Source organism: Halomonas shengliensis (assembly GCF_900104135.1).
In the GTDB taxonomy this organism is placed as follows: domain Bacteria; phylum Pseudomonadota; class Gammaproteobacteria; order Pseudomonadales; family Halomonadaceae; genus Halomonas; species Halomonas shengliensis.
The window spans coordinates 58,162-75,088 of record NZ_FNIV01000003.1 but is presented as its reverse complement, the minus strand read 5'-3'; the positions used below and the strand labels follow the sequence as shown (position 1 = coordinate 75,088).

General features: G+C 51.7%; 14 protein-coding genes and 1 pseudogene. 6 read left to right on the top strand and 9 right to left on the bottom strand.

Annotation, left to right across the window (positions count from 1 at the left end; translation table 11 throughout):
- Positions 1-8: 8 nt before the first annotated feature.
- Genes BLP95_RS05325 through BLP95_RS05315 form a run of 3 tightly spaced genes read right to left on the bottom strand, consistent with a single transcriptional unit; the run spans position 9 to position 2,499 of the window.
- On the bottom strand, positions 9-1,343 hold the full coding sequence (locus BLP95_RS05325; RefSeq protein ID WP_089677391.1) for an ATP-binding protein: 1,335 nt from the start codon (positions 1,341-1,343) through the stop codon (positions 9-11).
- Complete coding sequence (locus tag BLP95_RS05320) at positions 1,324-1,989, bottom strand: response regulator (RefSeq protein ID WP_081712100.1); 666 nt, start codon at positions 1,987-1,989, stop codon at positions 1,324-1,326. The genes BLP95_RS05325 and BLP95_RS05320 overlap by 20 nt, the downstream gene beginning before the upstream one ends.
- Positions 1,990-1,998: 9 nt before the next feature.
- Positions 1,999-2,499: a cupredoxin domain-containing protein gene (locus BLP95_RS05315; RefSeq protein ID WP_089677390.1), complete on the bottom strand. Its 501-nt coding sequence runs from the start codon at positions 2,497-2,499 to the stop codon at positions 1,999-2,001.
- Between the two features lie 209 nt (positions 2,500-2,708).
- Between BLP95_RS05315 and BLP95_RS05310 the strand changes: the two genes are divergently transcribed.
- From BLP95_RS05310 to BLP95_RS05300, 4 genes are all read left to right on the top strand, one after another.
- Positions 2,709-3,329: a hypothetical protein gene (locus tag BLP95_RS05310; protein WP_089677389.1), complete on the top strand. Its 621-nt coding sequence runs from the start codon at positions 2,709-2,711 to the stop codon at positions 3,327-3,329.
- A 119-nt stretch (positions 3,330-3,448) separates the two neighbouring features.
- Entirely contained in the window at positions 3,449-3,751 is a 303-nt protein-coding gene (locus tag BLP95_RS05305; RefSeq protein ID WP_143004404.1) for a hypothetical protein, read from the top strand.
- A 78-nt stretch (positions 3,752-3,829) separates the two neighbouring features.
- The gene (locus BLP95_RS16820) at positions 3,830-3,982 is read left to right on the top strand and encodes a hypothetical protein (protein WP_023007307.1); all 153 of its coding nucleotides are present in this window, start codon (positions 3,830-3,832) and stop codon (positions 3,980-3,982) included.
- Positions 3,979-4,419, top strand: coding sequence for a DUF411 domain-containing protein (locus BLP95_RS05300; protein ID WP_023007306.1), 441 nt, complete (start codon positions 3,979-3,981; stop codon positions 4,417-4,419). The genes BLP95_RS16820 and BLP95_RS05300 overlap by 4 nt, the downstream gene beginning before the upstream one ends.
- Positions 4,420-4,621: 202 nt before the next feature.
- Here BLP95_RS05300 and BLP95_RS05295 read toward each other — a convergent pair whose 3' ends face one another.
- Positions 4,622-5,683: a calcium/sodium antiporter gene (locus tag BLP95_RS05295; RefSeq protein WP_089677388.1), complete on the bottom strand. Its 1,062-nt coding sequence runs from the start codon at positions 5,681-5,683 to the stop codon at positions 4,622-4,624.
- 252 nt (positions 5,684-5,935) lie between these two features.
- Between BLP95_RS05295 and BLP95_RS05290 the strand changes: the two genes are divergently transcribed.
- Positions 5,936-7,510 (top strand): DNA methyltransferase, encoded by a 1,575-nt coding sequence (locus BLP95_RS05290; RefSeq protein ID WP_089677387.1) that lies wholly within the window; start codon positions 5,936-5,938, stop codon positions 7,508-7,510.
- Positions 7,511-7,678: 168 nt separating this feature from the next.
- On the opposite strand, the gene BLP95_RS05285 is transcribed toward BLP95_RS05290, so the two are convergent.
- The 5 genes from BLP95_RS05285 to BLP95_RS05275 all read right to left on the bottom strand — a co-directional run bounded on the left by BLP95_RS05285 (position 7,679) and on the right by BLP95_RS05275 (position 15,152).
- Positions 7,679-9,040, bottom strand: coding sequence for an IS1380 family transposase (locus BLP95_RS05285; RefSeq protein ID WP_089677386.1), 1,362 nt, complete (start codon positions 9,038-9,040; stop codon positions 7,679-7,681).
- 198 nt (positions 9,041-9,238) lie between these two features.
- A complete protein-coding gene (locus BLP95_RS05280) occupies positions 9,239-9,646 on the bottom strand; it encodes a hypothetical protein (protein ID WP_089677385.1) in 408 nt (135 codons plus the stop codon).
- Positions 9,639-11,717, bottom strand: coding sequence for a hypothetical protein (locus tag BLP95_RS16655; RefSeq protein WP_143004403.1), 2,079 nt, complete (start codon positions 11,715-11,717; stop codon positions 9,639-9,641). The genes BLP95_RS05280 and BLP95_RS16655 overlap by 8 nt, the downstream gene beginning before the upstream one ends.
- Positions 11,714-13,681: a hypothetical protein gene (locus BLP95_RS16650; RefSeq protein WP_143004402.1), complete on the bottom strand. Its 1,968-nt coding sequence runs from the start codon at positions 13,679-13,681 to the stop codon at positions 11,714-11,716. Before BLP95_RS16650 ends, BLP95_RS16655 begins: the two co-directional genes overlap by 4 nt.
- Entirely contained in the window at positions 13,674-15,152 is a 1,479-nt protein-coding gene (locus BLP95_RS05275) for a site-specific integrase (protein ID WP_218118522.1), read from the bottom strand. Before BLP95_RS05275 ends, BLP95_RS16650 begins: the two co-directional genes overlap by 8 nt.
- A gap of 669 nt (positions 15,153-15,821) precedes the next feature.
- Here BLP95_RS05275 and BLP95_RS05270 point away from each other — a divergent pair.
- Positions 15,822-16,700: pseudogene (locus tag BLP95_RS05270) on the top strand (IS630 family transposase).
- The last annotated feature ends 227 nt before the right edge of the window (positions 16,701-16,927 follow it).

Below are 16,927 nucleotides of genomic sequence, written 5' to 3'. Positions count from 1 at the left end.
ATGCGCAATTAATCGGTAGATTCCTTGATGGGCACCTCCATCCTCACGCACAAGCCCCCCAGTGCACTGGGCTCAAACCTCACTTTCCCGGCATAGCGCGTCATGAGTTGCCACAGAATAGACAAGCCAAGGCCATACCCAGGATGACTTTCATCCAGCCGCCGGCCGCGCTGGCCAAGGCGAGGCAGGTCATCTACTGGAACACCAGGACCGTCATCCTCAACGGTAATCCTGAGGACATCATCGAGCACAATGCGACTGTCCACTTTGCTACTGGCCCACTTGCCGGCATTGTCAAGCACAATCCCGAGCATTTCGGAAAAGTCCTGAGATTCGATGGGTACACGTTTCTCAAATTCCCCCGGCAAGCTCATGGTGAAATTAATGTTTGGGTAAAGACCTCGAAACATCTCGGTCAACCTTGTGCAATCACGATGGAGATCAGACATACGCCCCGCGTTTGGGCCCGCAATCCTTGACCGCCTAAGTTCTGCATCCAGTTGGGCGTGAATCTCCTCGAGACGCTGCACCAGCTTCTGGCGACGAGTATCATCAATAGGACGCGTCCCTCGCAATACCTGGGTTACCGCCGCGAGCGGCGTCTTGAGTGCGTGAGACAAGTTTGCCACCGAGTCGCGGGAGCGTTGCAAACGACTATCGATCTCGTCCATGAGCCGGTTGAGCTGAATAACCAAGCTATCAAGTTCAGAAGGAACATCCAAGGATAGACGCTCTCGATCTCCAGTCCGAAGTTCTCCAAGTTGCTCCCTGAGTCGTGAGAGAGGTATCAAGCCTCTATTGACCGCCAGAATATTCAGCAGCACCAGGAGCAGTAACAGAACTGCCGCAATAGCCGCTACCCACCAGTGAAGCTCATGCAGCCCTGCTTCTACCTGAGAAAAATCTTCACCAACAAGTAGCACCCCACGATCTTCCTCCAAAGTGAAAGATCGCCGATATACCAATATATGTTGCTCCCCATCTCTTACTTCCACGAGAGCATCACTGGTATCATCCAACAAAAAGTTCAGCGCCTTCACCCAACGTGGGTCTGAAGAGGAGATATCGCTTCCTAAGCGTAGAACGTACAAGTGGTGAAAGGCTTGAAAGCCACGGCTCGCGGAATCCAGCACGACTGGGGTAGAAATATGATCCTGCTTGACTTGTTCAATCGCATGATCGGCTTCTCGTTTCAGGCGCTCTCCGAGAAAATCGCGCGCCAGGTCTTGAAGCAAGATACCATGCAACAGCCATGTGGCTCCGGTCACGATGATGGCAATGCCAGAGAGCCAACACAGCAAGCGGATTCGCAGGCTTCGTCCGTCAATGCGTAACAAAGACATACCCCTGTCCGCGCCGAGTCTGGATCACCGATTTCCCTACATAACGGCGCAATCTGGCAACATACACTTCGATAATATTAGGCGTCGCCGCATCTTGATCCAATGCATAAAGTTGCTGGAGAAGGCGTTCCTTAGATAGCACCCGATCTGGATGATGCATAAAATAACGCATGAGGGCGAACTCAGTTCCAGTCAGGGACTGCCAAGCCCTACCATTGACGCTGACAGATCGACTTGCCTCGTCCAACATAATACCATTGAGAGAAAGCTCATTCGACGTACTGCCAAACTTCCTGCGAAGTAGTGCTCTAATCCTGGCGATGAGCTCAGGCTCATGAAAGGGCTTTGTCAAGTAATCATCAGCACCTTCTTCAAGACCTACGACCTTATCTTCCCAGGTATCTCGAGCAGTCAGAATCAGAACAGGAAGGTCGTATCCATCTTTACGCCACTTCTTGAGCAAATCCAGCCCAGAGCCGTCTGGAAGACCGAGATCGAGGATTACCAGTTCATAGTGCTCGGTTGCCATAAGTGACCTGGCCACTTTCAGCGAAGTGGCCAAGTCAACCCGGTAACCGTTGTCTTTCAGACTTTCGGCCAGACTCTCTGCGAGAAGGTCGTCATCTTCAAGAAGCAACAGTTTCATGTAAAAAACTTACCCCTGTAAATCGATATTTCCGGACATGCCTGCCTCATAATGGCCCGGAATGTTGCAGGCGTACTGCAGCCCGTCCACATTCTGGGGGGCAGTCCATACAAGCTCTGCGGTGTCACCCGGCGCGATGGTCACTGACGGCATGCTGCCACCATGCTCGCCTTCGGCCATGTCATGGCCTTCGTGACCACCATGGCCACCACCACCGCCATGGCTACCCCCCATCTCCTGCATCATCTTGCGATGTGCTTCCTGAGCCTCGGCATCACCGATGACGAATTCGTGCTCCACGTTACCAGTATTAACAATTTCGAACTTGATTGTTTCGCCGGGAGCAATGTTGAGCTTCTCCGAGTCGAACCACATGTCACCCGCCTCGACGCGGATGGTGCGATCGATGTCGGCATCGCTCACCGCAGCTTGAGAGCCGCCGTGCCCAGCACCAGCGAAGGCAGCTGTCGTAGCGAGGCCGAGTGCCAGCGTCAGTAGAGTCTTGCGCATGATATACCCTCTTTTAGTTGAGTCAGGGGAGTTCACTTGTAACGCACAAACCTGAAGACAAGCTGAACAAAGCAAAAAATAGTGTCAATCCACATCACACCTTGACATTGGGCCCACCCATAAGTTGTAAGCTCATAACTGAAGCCAAACAGCCTTCCCTGCCTCGGTAAGGCGATTTCTCTACCAGCAGCAAGATGAGAGTACAGCACATGATCAAGCACAAGCAGCTTCTCGCCATCGCTCTGGCCGCCAGCATGGGTGTCGTCACCAGCGGTGCCGCCTCTGCGCAAGGTATGCAACAGGGTCAGGGCATGCAACAAGGCGGCATGATGGGCGGTCAGGGCGGTATGGGCCCCGGCATGATGATGGGCGGCCAGGGCGGCATGGGCCCCGGCATGATGATGGGCGGCCAGGGCGGCATGGGCCCCGGCATGATGATGGGCGGCCAGGGCGGCATGGGCCCCGGCATGATGATGGGCGGCCAGGGCGGCATGATGCCCTGTCCGATGATGGCGAACATGGGAGGCATGGCCGGAATGCTCGACGAAGAGCAGCTGAGTTCCCTGCGCGAGATGCGCAGGGAGCACCGTTCCGCCCAGTTCGAACGCATGGGCGAGATGATGAACCTGCGTGACGACATGATGCTGCTGATGCAGGCGGAGCGTCCTGATCCGGAGGAGGTCCAGGCACTCCATGGTCAGATGGCCACCCTCCAGGGCGAGATGATGGCGGACAAGGTGCGCATGCGTAATCGGATGCAGGATCTGCTGAGCGATCAGCAGCGCGAGCAGCTGAAGCAGGACCCGTCTTCCGGCAACAACCCGCAGTGATACCCGATGCCCGCCGCCTGACGGGTATCGCTCAGCCATCTCGCTCCCTATTGCGCTGGGTCAAGGTGGTCAACCGGATGACTGGCACAGAATGACACAAGGATGACGAGGGAATCACCATGACCGAACAGGCCAGACCGCTGCACCGCACACGAGGAGGACGCTTGCTGGCGTTGCTGCTCGTGGTGCTGCTGTCAGTGACCGGCCTGACCGCTCAGGCGGCCATGGAGAGCTGCGCCGCTGACTGCAGCACGGCTGAGGTCGAGTTGTTCGATCACGCCGACCCCGAATGCGCCGGCTGCGCGGCCCTGGCGTCGACGCCCCTCGTCATTCCTGCCACCCCCGACACCCTGGCCGACACCGCCGGACCGGCTAAGGTCGAATTCATCGCCCCGCCCCCGCGCGAACCTCCCAGACCCTGACCGTGCATCCAACGCCTCGGTGATGCTGGCCATCGGCCTGCCACCGGATTTACCTGCACGTTCGTCAGGAGTCTTGTTATGTTCAGCAACGAATGCTTCGCCTTCATGGACTCAATGAGCTGGATGGGATGGCTGATGCCGCTGACGGTCACGCTTTTGCTTGGCCTAGGCATTGCCGCCCTCGTCAAATACCTGTTCGTTTCCCGTCACACCCAGGAGAACCGCTCATGAACCGCTTTGCCCCCACCCTCTTTTTCTCCACCGCGCTGCTGTTGGGCGCCGGCACCACCCAGGCCGCATCGCCGACCGAGGCCACCCTCTACAAGAATCCCCAGTGCGGCTGCTGCGACGAGTACGCCCGCCAGCTTGAGGAGCGCGGTGTCAGCGTGACCATCGTCGATGACGTGGAGCTGGGCAAGGTCAAGGAGCGCGTCGGCCTGCCCTACGGGCTCGGCGCCTGCCACACCATCGAGATGGGTGAATACGTGATTGAGGGCCATGTTCCCTTCGTGGCCGTGGAGAAACTATTCGAGGAACGTCCTGACACCGATGGCATCGGCCTGGCCGGCATGCCTATCGGCACCCCCGGGATGCCGGGCCCAAAGCAGGAAGACTGGAACATTTATCAATTCCGGAACGGGGAGGCAACACCCTTCATGACCCTGTAATCCGACCTACAGGCAGAGAAAAAAGGGCCGCTTCACGCTTGAGTGAAGCGGTTTTTTCTGTTTGGTTGAAGCACAACTGCGTCGTGATATGTAGGGCGGGACAGGACTGCCGATGAGGTCAAGGCATTGGCACTTGGTCGATAGCACCCACGGCCCGACAGGCCAACCGGCCACTTCGGGCGCGGGCAGGGGTAAATAGTGGTCATAAGGGCCGTATTCCTCGGTGGCGCTCCTGTAACACCAGTACCACCAGCGTCAGGGCTGTCAGCGGGAGTGCAAAGAACAGCATGGTGACGCTGAAGACCGGTAGCGCATCGTGGTGTGTGGCAGCCAGGATCAAGTAGAGGGTGTAAGCCAGGTAATAGGCTAACAGAACGCCACCCTCCCAGCGGCTGATCACCCCGCCAGTGAAGCAGATCGGTAGACAGAGCAAGGCCACGGCATTCATGACCGGGATATCGAAACCCGCCATGGCCTCGGGGACGGCGATGCCGGTGGGAGCCAGCAGCCCGGCCAGGCCCAGCACGCCAAGGAGATTGAACACGTTACTTCCCACCACATTGCCAACGGCAATGTCGCGCTCCCCACGCAGCGCAGCCACGATCGAGGTGACTACCTCGGGAAACGAGGTACCCGCCGCGATGATGGTCAGACCGATTACCTGATCGCTCACGCCTAGCGACTGAGCAAAGACCACGGCGCCGTCCACCAGCCAGCGCGACCCCAGCACCAGCATGCCCAAGCCTCCCACCACATACGCCAGGTTGTTCAATAGCCTGGCGCCTATCGGGCCATGCTTGGCGCGGCTCTCCGGTGATGGTTCCCGACGGCTCTGGCGGAAAAGGAACAGCAGGTAGGCAGTCAGGCCTATCACCAGTAGCCCTCCATCAAGACGCCCGACGCTGCCATCCAGAACCAGTAGCAGGACCAGCAAGGAGAGTCCGACCATGAGCGGGATGTCGAAGCGAATCAGCTGCTGTGCCACGGTCAGCGGTACGATCAGCGCCGAGACGCCCAGGATGAACAGCACGTTGAACACGTTACTGCCCACCACGTTGCCCAGGGCAATACCCGCCTGGTCATCGATGGCCGCCTTCAGGCTGACCGCCAGCTCAGGCGAGCTGGTACCGAAGGCCACGACCGTCAACCCGATGAGCAGCGGCGACATGCCGAACCTGACAGCCAGTCGAGAAGCGCCCTTGACCAGTCCCTCGGCCCCGATGATCAGCAACAGCATCCCGGCAATGAGCGCCAATATCGTCATTATCACTCCCTAAGCCCCACCTCTCGGGATTCCACTCTCCAAGATCTCCCTGGATGAGCCGGAACCGGCATGCTGCTATCGCCCGTCATCCTGCAATTGGTACCGCCCCGTATCACCGCCTTCACAACAGCCCCTGCCTCGATAACCGTCCTTGACCTCGCGCCTTGCGGCCACCCTGCCGATTCACCATGATGGCCTGTATCATCAGCAGGCTAAGCGCATTCATCGCCGCCAGAACGACAGGGACGCCCCATGAGCCAGACCGACGCCCAGCTACGTGAGCTGATCCTCACCCTCGTGCCCGATGACGGCAACACCATCGGCAACGCCAGGCTGCTCAAGCAGCTCAGCGAAGAGGCAGGCGAGGTCGACAAGCTCGACTACGAGCAGGTTCGCGACGGGCTGATCGAGGAAGGCGTGCTGGGCAAGGGGCGTGGCCGGGGCGGCTCGGTCTACCTCGTCGATCCGCCCTTCCAGCAAGAAGACCCGGCTTCAGACGACATGGCCCCCGACCTCACCCTGCAGATGCAGGAGGTCCCTGCGGAGCTGCCGCTGAACCAGCAGCAGGCCAAACCGAGGAGGGCCACCAGACCGCGCCAGAAGAAGCCTGACCAGGCCGAGGTGCTCTCCTACCGTTATGACGAGAAGCGCAAGAACAACCCCCATGTGGGCATGGTGGATACCGCCAGCGACGGGGTGGAGGAGACCACCACCTGGGCCTACGACCCTCACCTGGACCCCGAGCTGCAGTTCGATTCCTCCGCCAACCGTGCCCAGGTCGAGTCGCTGATCGACGATGCCCTGGCCTCCGGGGACCAGGTGCAGATGAAGGCCGCGCTCGAAGAGCTCAAGCGGCTGCAGTCGCCCTACCTGCAGTGGACCGGCAAGACCGAGCGCACCAGCTTCGAGGTGGATACCGTCTCCCTGCATGTTCACGAGCGCATCGACCCCGCCACCATCCTCGGTGAGGTGCAGAAGCGCATGAAGGCGGGCAAGAAGGCTGGCAGCGCCTTCCAGCCCGACATGTTCCACGCCCCCTTCGAGAACCTGCCGCTGCGCGAGGCCATCGACTTCTACAAGCACGAGCGCGACTGGGCCAACCGCCTGATCGCCGGCGACTCCCTGCTGGTGATGAACTCCATGTTGCAGAAGGAGGGCATGGCCGGGCAGGTGCAGATGATCTATATCGACCCGCCCTACGGCATCAAGTACGGCTCCAACTTCCAGCCGTTCACGAATAAGCGGGATGTGAAGGATCGCAAGGACGAGGACCTGACCCAGGAACCGGAAATGATCAAGGCCTTCCGGGATACCTGGGAGCTGGGCATCCACTCCTACCTCACCTATCTGCGCGACCGGCTGCTGCTGGCGAGGGAGCTGTTGAGTGATAGCGGGTCGGTGTTTGTGCAGATTTCTGATGAGAACCTTCACCATGTCAGGGAGCTGATGGATGAAGTTTTTGGACAAGATCAGTTTTTCTCATTGATTACTTTCCAAAAAACAAGTAGCTCATCTAGCGAGCAACTTGCCTCGGTGTCTGACTATTTGGTGCGGTATGCAAAAGATATAAATTTTCTGAAATATAGAAGCCTCTATATGAGGAGGTCTGGCGATCGCTGGGTTAATTACGACTACCTTAGAGATATCTCTCTCAACCATAGGAGAATGTCACTCGCGGAAAACAAGGATCGCTCCCTAATACCAAGAGGTTCATTTGTCTATCGTAGAGATAATTTGACTAGCCAGCGTCCAGCCCAAGAAAGAGATCCTGAATCCGTGATGCCGGCGTCGACACTTTCCCTATCGCCGTCAGCGAGCATTTTTTGACCTCCGATTCCGTCTCAACCGCCGAATGCATATCTGCCATGGCCAACCATAGCGGCATCGGCCGGCGACGATGACCCGGTTGCTCATGCATTGCTACCCGCCGGGTACGGTGATGCTGGCTGCCGGTGACCGTCAGCCCTCTGCGTGGTGCCTTTGTCCGACAGACGATCAGCATGGCGTGCCTCGCGGATAGCGCAGGCGGCTTCGCAGGGTGTTCAACACCGTCATGCGTCCGATGTCCTGCCCGAAGTCGAGGATGATCTGCCGCGCCTTTTGAACCACGAGCGCCGCACGATGCACCAGCTCTTGTAGCACGGTGCGGATCCGGCGCCGCTTGGCGGGATGGCGCACCGGGCTCAGCTCGCCGGTCATGCCCAGCTGCCCCATCAGCCGCAGGATGTTGTAGGCCAGCTGGGCGAGGTGCAGGATCAGATCGTTGGTGGCGAACTTGCCCAACGGCAGCCGCTCCAGGTCGAGATCGGTCTTGATCTCACTGTGGAATTGCTCGTGGGTGGCATGCGCCTGGTAGCGTTTGATCACCGCCTCCGGCGCCTCGTCCAGGCTGGTCCACCAGCCTTCCAACTCATAGTCCGGTTCGAGCAGCAACTGGCCATCGCGATCGGCGGTGCGCTCGACCAGGCGCATCACGCGTTGGACGACGTATTCGGTCTTGTTGTCGTCGTGGATCGAGACGGTCTGCGTCCACAGCGCCTGGCGCTTGCCAGGACGCAGCTCTTCCCAGTAGTCCGCCGCCACAGCCAACCAGGTATCCTGATCCGCCGTGGCCGAGCCGCGCGGGTTCCATTTGACGACATAGTCGAGCCGGCGCCCCTCGTCGGCAAAGACCTGGCGCTGCTGTTCGAGAAGCGCCAGGTGCGCCTGGCTGTCGAAGCCGCTGTCCTCGCGTAACAGGATCGGTTGCTTGGTCAGGCCTTGGGCGCGAGGCAGTACCCGCTCCAGGAAGGCGTTGCTCTCCTTCATGGTGTGCTGCTTGCCAGGCCGCAGTTCCAGACCCAGGCACCACCCTTCGTTGCCCAGATAGGCGGCGATCGGGGTGTAGCCATCGACCTTCTGGTAGGTCCGCGAGACGCCTTCCTTCTTCGAGTTGCTGTTGTCCATGACGAAGGTGTCGATGTCCAGGCAGACGTGCGTCGTCTCGGCGGTGATCGGTGCTTCGATCAGTGACAGCAGGGTCGTGGACCAGGTGGCGGTGCGCGCCTGCAGGTCGTTGGCGGCAAGTTTCTCCAGCCGCTGTCGCAGCGTCGCCGCGCTCGGCACCTTCTGCAGGGTCAGCAGTTGTTGGAAGGGCTTGTCGCGGCGGAAGTTCTCGACAGCGTCATAGTCGCTCATGCCCAGACACAGCAGGCCCAGGTAGCTCTTGATCACGTCACTGGTGCGCATGCCCAGCGTGGTGGGGAAGCGGCTGTCGATGCTGTCGACGCCAGCGATCTCGAAGCATTGCCCGATGATGGACAGCCCGGCGTGGCTGGTGAGGGTGCGGCGACTGGCGCGGAACTTGACGTTGGGCATGGCACTGTCTGGGTGAATGGCGATATTCGCTATATTGCCATGCAGTTCAGTAGGTTAGAAGCATTCCTGGGGGCCGGTCTCACGGATTCAGGTAACTTTAATAAGCCCCATTAACGCAGCACCATTCCAAAGGTCGCTATCAGCCCTCGATAGTAATACTCCCTGCCATTCGAACTGAATAATCCGACCAGCAGTAAATTATTGACGTATGCGGAATTTATATCTGCTTAACTCCTTCTCAAGTTCTCTGACCCTCTCAACTAACATAAGATTCTGCGTAAGAACTTTATCCATCACTTCGCTAAGCCTATCAACTTCCAATCGGCGTTTTTCTGCAAGCGCCTTAGCCCTTTCCAACTTCTTCTTATTCGCAGTGGACGTAGAGAATCCAGCCCCTCTCTTTAAGGCGTCTATTCGGGCAATCAAAGGTAAGTGATATTCTCGGCTACGTTTTAAATAACCTTTATCAAAGCCAGCTTCAATACTCACCATAGCCGGTGTAATGTCCTCATACTTAACTCCAACATGGTCAGAAATGTGTGGTTGACCAGACAAGAGCCGTTCAAGAGCCTTTTCACAGCGCTCTAAACTGCTGATCTTAGGCATCAGCCTTCTCCAAAACCTTAATAAGCTTTTTATCTCTAAAATCAGTCAACTTTGTGACTTCCATCTTGGCAATTTGGTGTTCTACGCTTGCTTCTGGAAAAGTTTCCATATCCGCCTCAGCCTTTGACAACTGACTAAGCAACCTGTCCTCTCGTATGATGGCGCCGGGACAACTTAGACAGGCTGTTATATCACCAAGGAGAAAGTCATTGCACGGGCCAACTTTCGTGCATCCACCAAGCAACGTATTTCGATAAGCTATCTCACCCTTCTCAGCCATCTTAATGGTAGTATCCTTGGCTGAAAGAACAGAAATTTCGCCTTTCTGAACACGCCCTTTTAGCTTTTCAAGATAGGAGCCGGTCCCGCCCATCAGGGTGGCCTCCGACTCAAAAACATCATCGAATAGTTGGTCTACTGCTGCTACAGGGACAGCCATTTGGAAGTCATGAGCAATGTGTGACATGGGATTAATTTTTATTTTCTTTCGATCATCCCAACGCCCAAATATTGAAAGAAAATTATGATTATTTCTAGAATAATACTTAGCCATCATTTGAGCTAAATGCTTAAACTGATGAGACACTGTACGCATTGATACAAATCCGCTGTTCGCAGCATAGAACGCCAGAGACCTCCTAAATTGATGCGATGTAAGAGGCCAGAACTCACCCTCTTTAAACAATTCTTCCTGACTAAATTCACGATCTGGATCTGTATACTGAAGGTGAACCAAGTCATCTTTCGTGATTCTAAAATCCGGACTTGTCAGAAGAGCATCGCCCCCTCTAGCAAGATTATTTCTGAACTCAGTAGCTGTGAATTTTGGTTTTATATTATGTTTTAAAATGGATACATTGATTAATAAAGGGCAATTTTCTGGTTTTACACCCCATACATGCGCTATTCCTTCAACAATAGACTCAGCAAGTTTTACAGCCTTAACAACTGAATCTGGTGCAAGCCATGTATCTTCCTTTTTAAAACCAGTAAATTTTGTATGAGTAGAAACTATGCTAACCATTCTTGCAGAATCCAAGATAGCTCCACTATCATCCAAGACAGGTTCAGAAACCAGCTCATTTCCTAAGCACCCGTAATACGTTCTAGCGCATTCTTCATGCCTCATTCCAGTGTAAATATGGATAACATACTTAACCAGGAACTGGATTCTCTTTAAGAAACGTGCTAATGACGATCGCGAGGCGCTATAAATTTTAAATTTATCATATAGCAATTCTTCAAGACCGTGATCCTCTATCAAATTACTCATATCGGGGTGGTAGTAACCAGACCGAACACCAGCACGGGCCCTCTGCCTTGACTCTGTAATACCATTTAGGGGATCTTTCAAGTCACAAATTAGGGCCTTTATTTTCTCCCGATGCGGGTAGACATCTTCAATTAATGACTCGTAATGGTTCATAATCGCTATATAGATTCGAGGAGGGATTACTGGGTGTTGACGGTCCTCAAGCCGTTCAAAGTTGAACAACTTCTTAGGGCACGATTCAAAACCCAACACATCAATATCAATCTGATTCAATGCAGTAAGGAGTGCAGATGTTTGCTTAAGTTGATTCTTGGCAACATCCTTCCTCCCAAGATAGCTCCTCAAATAGGCGCTATTAGACAAAAGATCAAAAAGGGAAATACCCTGAGCTAGATCATTATCGAGACTGGACACACAGAACCTGGCCATTGACCGCAGCTGAAAAAAGTACTGAACAAGCGTTGAAGCACTCAGCCGACCAAGATAGCCGCTAGCGGAAAAATGCATGAGCAGATAGAGAATAAACTTAGCTTCTTCTGATAATTTACTCCTAAAAACCTCATCGTCACACTTTACAAAGTCACCAAAGCTCAACACGCGAATTTTCTTGGAAGATAACCTGTAAGGGTTAAAATCCCAATGGTCTTCACCGTAGATAGCCGTGGGGTTCCCGTTTGAATCTCTGCACAAGACATGATCCGCAGTTGGCCTATAGACAAACTCATCGGGAGAATTATCACTGAGAAAAAAAGCATTCCCCCGGTTAATAAACAATACATTTAAACTCCCCTCTTTCACAAGATCACCCCCATTTCTTCATATCGATTAAGGCGAGATTCCCAAAAAGGGGTTAGCACGCCTAATTCAAAAACTTCCTCGCGAATGACATCTATAGAGTCGATCATTTTAGGATATAGCTCAGTCATCCTTTTTAGCAAGGCTTCAACACGTAAGCAAAGATCTTGAAATAGCTGATCTGCTGCTTCAAATTCCACAGCTTGCCCCCTAACTTCCTCAATAACGTACTTTAAACATAGTAACTTTCGAATATCCTCATCATCTGCATGGCAAACATAGTGCTCACAATACAGACACCCATACTGCGTCCGACAATTCGGCTCAATCAGAGAACCTTCACTAATTTCTTCGGCATTACCTAAATCATTACAGTGGCCAACGGCAATGTCTACACCGGAAATACCGTCATCAGAGCCAATAAGCTTTACTTTCTCTGCTGAACTTTTTACGGCACCCCAAAACTGAGATAGCTCTCGACTTGAATCATCAACACTAGGCGCACCATAGCTGCGACGGTTCGTTTCCAGTGAATGATTCAGAAGATCTGCTGCTTCTTCCTCTGTCGCGCCAATAAACTCTAGGGCGATACTCTTATATTTTCTGGCCAACATAGGTGATATATTTTTAACATAGCTAGGAAACAGCTTTCCCTTTAATTGCTTGAAAAATCTGGTCTGGAAGTCACTGCGCAAAGGAACAGGCATATCTCTTTTTCCAGATGTTTCTGCATTGGAGAAAAAAAGCAAATCATATTCCTCTCCATCGAGTAACCAATCCCTAAATTCTAGATACTCTCTCAATATTTTTAATCCCCTCCTTCCTCCGAGAGGATAGGGTTCGACACGACCTTTCGCCCTGTGCTTGATTGATATTAACTCTTTTTTTACGCTGCCTTTGCCAACCGCTAATGCATCCTCATACTTCAAATTGACCAGCGGAGTATTGTTCATCCCCGTAAGGAATTGCAGCAAAATAGCATACCCACGAATGACCTTTTGGGCCCAAAAAACACGGTAATAGGCACGACTTTTATCAACATTTGACTTTTGAAATATCTTCAATGACCGATTATATTCATTTTTTAATGAAGATCTTCTCTTTTTTTCCGAAATAGTAGTAGACCGTAGATCCACCTTACTCTCAACATATTCATTCATGGTTAGCAACCTACCATTCTTTAAATCGAAGATGCCTATAGAAGATAATTCTTCCCCATGAATTTCCGGGCTATAAGAATATCCCGTATTGCCCGTAAAAATGTACATTTTGCACTTCCCCTCATTTATCGTTAGAGGGAAATCATCATTCATGAGTGCCTTTCTAAGTCCTCTAATAAAGGGAACTAGATAGGATAGGTACTCGTTAAAATCATGGCGAGAAGGAGCTTGAGTAATATTCTTTTTTTCTCGAATTCGATAGGTTTTCGCTTTAATTTGATACTCTACATCAGAGAACATCAACCCAATAATCCCGTGAATCAACATTCCTTGGCGTTTCGCTGCAGTATTAACTGCCAACCTACCATTTTGTATTTCATGGTAAAGATAATCAGTGTAAGCTATATAAGCCTTCTCCGCTCTCTCCTCACTACTAAGAAAATTCGAGTAACGATTGCTATCCAGCCAGTCAAAAATTTTAACTATCTCTACTAGTTTAGTATTGATAGACTCATCACGAAGACCACTAACCGCCACAGTATCTAGATAGCGAGCTACAAACTCTCGCCGATCCACCATAAGGCTACTCATAATAACAGGCAACGCCTGTATCTCTCTATTTGTATTCCATCCTGATCTCCGCACAGCTCTTTGAGAAAAGCAGAGCGACCCTATATCGTGGGGTTTTTTCCTTTGAGATTCAGGCAGGCTAAGTAATATGTTCTCGGGGCGTAGGATTTCCGCTCCCAATTCTTTCCTTGTAAGCACAACATAGGGACGTGATTTATAGACACCGTCATTAATCAAAATACACCCCCTCCTTAAAGATTTTTTCCGGGAGAATCAGCCCTTCATAAAGTTCTTGATTTTCTAGTCTCCTGTCCATATTTCGGAATAGCTTCAGATAATTCTCAGTGGTTTCTCTGTTTTTGTGATACAAGCGTTCTTGAATGACACTGATAGCTTCAGCCGAAGTTAAAACACCTTCCTGTATCTTTGGTTCAAGTCCTTTCCAAAGCAACAAGGCGAAGGTTGCTCGCAACCAGTGGTAGTAAAAATCTTTTGGAAATTCATTAGAGGCGACTTTAAGGATTTTTCGTTTTAAAGTCTCAACAACTTGGCCCCGAGGTGGAGATTTGACCATCGGATAACGTGGATCATCTCTGGCCATGAAGTAGCAATTCCCTTGATCACTGAGAAATAAATAAACATCCTCCTCAGCGATCTTATCCAAATTAGGATTATCCTTCTCATATCGACTCTTAAATTTTTCCCTGCGAGCTTTAGCCTGAGAACTGTGTGCGTATACGTAAAGCTCCTTAACCAATTGCTCAGGCAGCTTGAGTGCTTGGTGTTTGTTGTTTTTCGTATCAACTTGAGTTCCTGGTCCAGCATGCAACACATAGTACCCATGTGCATTGGGGCCAGAGCTAATGAGAAGATCAATGTGCTTCACTCGAAGTGTTAGCACTGTCTGTTTCCTTGCCCCTGTCATAATTGGAAATAGCATAATAAGTCTTTCAATCGGACTCCACTTCAGGCTATTTATAATATCCTTAAGCTCTTTTAACTCAAAGCTTTGCAGGGGGCGAAGAACCTCCCCATCATCACGCACAAATCCTATTTGTACCTTAGAGGTTTGTGGAACAGATTGAGTTTGTGACCGCTTCAAACGATCAACAGATCGAGCGCCTGAATGAGTCTGGAAGTAAATCTTAATAGTTTTTACCGAGTCAACCCGTTTCATGGAAATATCATGCCAGTTTTCCGAAACAAATTGGTAAAACTGATAGACATCTGATGTATATTGATTTACAACTTGGGCACTCAGCCCGCGCTCCTCAATCAAATACTGAAAATAACGGTATGTCGGCCGAGAAGTTAGTCTTCTACCACTGAAGTCCAGCCAGTTTATTGCATTTTGTTCAGTAAATATTTTGTAATCCAGAAGCCTGGAAGCTCTTCTACGCGCATCATCTGCAGGGCGATTAAAAACATGCTTATTAGCGACAATATCAATGAGGTAACTATTTGCTTCGTACCATGGAGAGCCGTCAGCATTGATCAAAAAAGGGAAATTGTAGATACCACTATGGCACTTCGAGGCTACGAGCTCTCGGGTAAGGTATACTTTATCTCCTGTCTCTACGCCAATTAATGGAACTTCCAAAGCCCCCTTCGTTTTGGAGGCGCTTAACTGGCCAAACAAGTCCTCCGCCTTAGAGATGTTTACAATCCTTTCGGAAAGCTGGAAACCTTCATGAGACATACAATGCATTAACTTTTCCACCAAACTTATGAATCTAATGTTAGCGTTTATAAATCCGCATTGGAAGAAGAAAAAACCAGCGATGCAACTATTGCTGACACGTCACCATGATTTTATGGAAGCATGAAATGCAAACATTTTCAACATGCCAAAAATTTAATAACCACACCATGTAATGAGAAATATCGATTAACTACACCATGTAATGAGAAATATCACTTAACCACACCATGTAATGTGAAATATCGCTTAACCACACCATGTAATGCGAAATATTGCCTAACCAGGAAATATACAAAATCAGGAATTTACATCACCTTGATCAATTGCAGCCCGATCTTTGTTAAACATTCTCTCTAGAATTTGTATAAAATATACGCTCTCATTTAAAGGCACCTAAATAATGTTTAATTTCAATAAAATACTGCCGATATAAAACCAATAAATTATTAAATAGCGGATTTGTAATACATTCTGGATTCATAGAATAACCGCAGCACTTTAGACACCACGGTGGAGGCAGGAGGGCCAGCGCCGGTACCTTTTTCGGAACACCATGGGATAGAGTCCTCCCCACCCTCCCGGCGCCAGTGCGCCAAACTGAGAGGGTGAGGCTGAACTGATCTAATTGGAGCGGACACCCCGGTAAGCCTCATTCTAGAGGCATCGGAGGTGTTCATGACCAAGAAGGCGCGACGTCGGTACTCCGACGAATTCAAGGCTGAGGCTGTCAACATGGTTCTAGGAGAGGGTTATGCCATCTCCGAGGCTGCCAGGCGGCTGGATATCGATCGCAACCTGCTGGATCGCTACCACCAGCGATTGCAGGAACTGGTCGCCGAGCAGCCTCATCAGATTCGACCCTTGCAGGCTCGCTTTCAAGAAGAGACCGGCAAGACGGTCAGCATGGTGCCCCTTCGCCAAGCGTTGAAAAAAATCGCTATAGCTTCAAGCGCGTTCGGAATTCACTGAAGGAGCAGCGCGACGAAACGGATTTCCGCAACACTCAGGGCTTTCTCCAGGGTGCTTCACAAGTGGGAAGACCAGGGCGAGCATGAGCTCTATTACTTTGATGAATCAGGCTTTTCCCAGTCATAGCCGGTGCCATACGCGTGGAGCCCCTTCGGCAAGTCCTTCGAGGTAACGGCATACTCATATAGTCAAACTCTGAACGTACTGGGGCTCCTCAGCCGAGACGGGAAGCTGGTCTTCCATACCACCACGGTCTCAGTGACCACCGTGACAATCATCGAAGTGTTTGAACTTTTTGTGTCCCAGAAAGCCCCCGATGCCTTTGCCGTCGTGGTGCTCGACAATGCCAGCATGCATCGCTCCAAGGCTTTCAGGCGGAAGATAGTGGAGTGAATGTCGCATCGTGTGCACCTGGTCTACCTATCGGCTTACTCGCCGGAGCTGAACCTGATTGAGATTCTGTGGCTGCAGATGAAGTATGCATGGCTACTGTTGAGTGCCTACCTATCATTTGAGCACCTCTACAACGAGGTTCATCGCCTACTCGGCAGCTACGGATCTGATAACGCAATTAATTTTGAATAACCACTTAGCACAGGGTACGGATATTTCCGTTTACAACCAGCAACAACTCAACTCGAGCGCCGAATCACTGGACACGCGGCCACGCAAGACACTGCACAGCTTACGCCGTTAGAAGTTACGCCAAGGTGCTAAAGAAATCGGCCGCTGGCCTGAGTACCCGTCAATAGCATTTCTCTTGGCTAGCTTACCATTAATTCAATGTATCGCATTTGATCATGAAGGTTCCT

Excerpts from the sequence above, each read along its gene's own strand:
- BLP95_RS05295 (WP_089677388.1), bottom strand. The coding sequence starts at position 5,683 with ATGACGATATTGGCGCTCATTGCCGGGATGCTGTTGCTGATCATCGGG.
- BLP95_RS05285 (WP_089677386.1), bottom strand. The coding sequence starts at position 9,040 with ATGCCCAACGTCAAGTTCCGCGCCAGTCGCCGCACCCTCACCAGCCAC.
- BLP95_RS05310 (WP_089677389.1), top strand. The coding sequence starts at position 2,709 with ATGATCAAGCACAAGCAGCTTCTCGCCATCGCTCTGGCCGCCAGCATG.
- BLP95_RS16820 (WP_023007307.1), top strand. The coding sequence starts at position 3,830 with ATGTTCAGCAACGAATGCTTCGCCTTCATGGACTCAATGAGCTGGATG.
- BLP95_RS05275 (WP_218118522.1), bottom strand. The coding sequence starts at position 15,152 with ATGCATTGTATGTCTCATGAAGGTTTCCAGCTTTCCGAAAGGATTGTA.
- BLP95_RS05300 (WP_023007306.1), top strand. The coding sequence starts at position 3,979 with ATGAACCGCTTTGCCCCCACCCTCTTTTTCTCCACCGCGCTGCTGTTG.
- BLP95_RS05320 (WP_081712100.1), bottom strand. The coding sequence starts at position 1,989 with ATGAAACTGTTGCTTCTTGAAGATGACGACCTTCTCGCAGAGAGTCTG.
- BLP95_RS05290 (WP_089677387.1), top strand. The coding sequence starts at position 5,936 with ATGAGCCAGACCGACGCCCAGCTACGTGAGCTGATCCTCACCCTCGTG.
- BLP95_RS05305 (WP_143004404.1), top strand. The coding sequence starts at position 3,449 with ATGACCGAACAGGCCAGACCGCTGCACCGCACACGAGGAGGACGCTTG.
- BLP95_RS05315 (WP_089677390.1), bottom strand. The coding sequence starts at position 2,499 with ATGCGCAAGACTCTACTGACGCTGGCACTCGGCCTCGCTACGACAGCT.
- BLP95_RS05280 (WP_089677385.1), bottom strand. The coding sequence starts at position 9,646 with ATGCCTAAGATCAGCAGTTTAGAGCGCTGTGAAAAGGCTCTTGAACGG.
- BLP95_RS05325 (WP_089677391.1), bottom strand. The coding sequence starts at position 1,343 with ATGTCTTTGTTACGCATTGACGGACGAAGCCTGCGAATCCGCTTGCTG.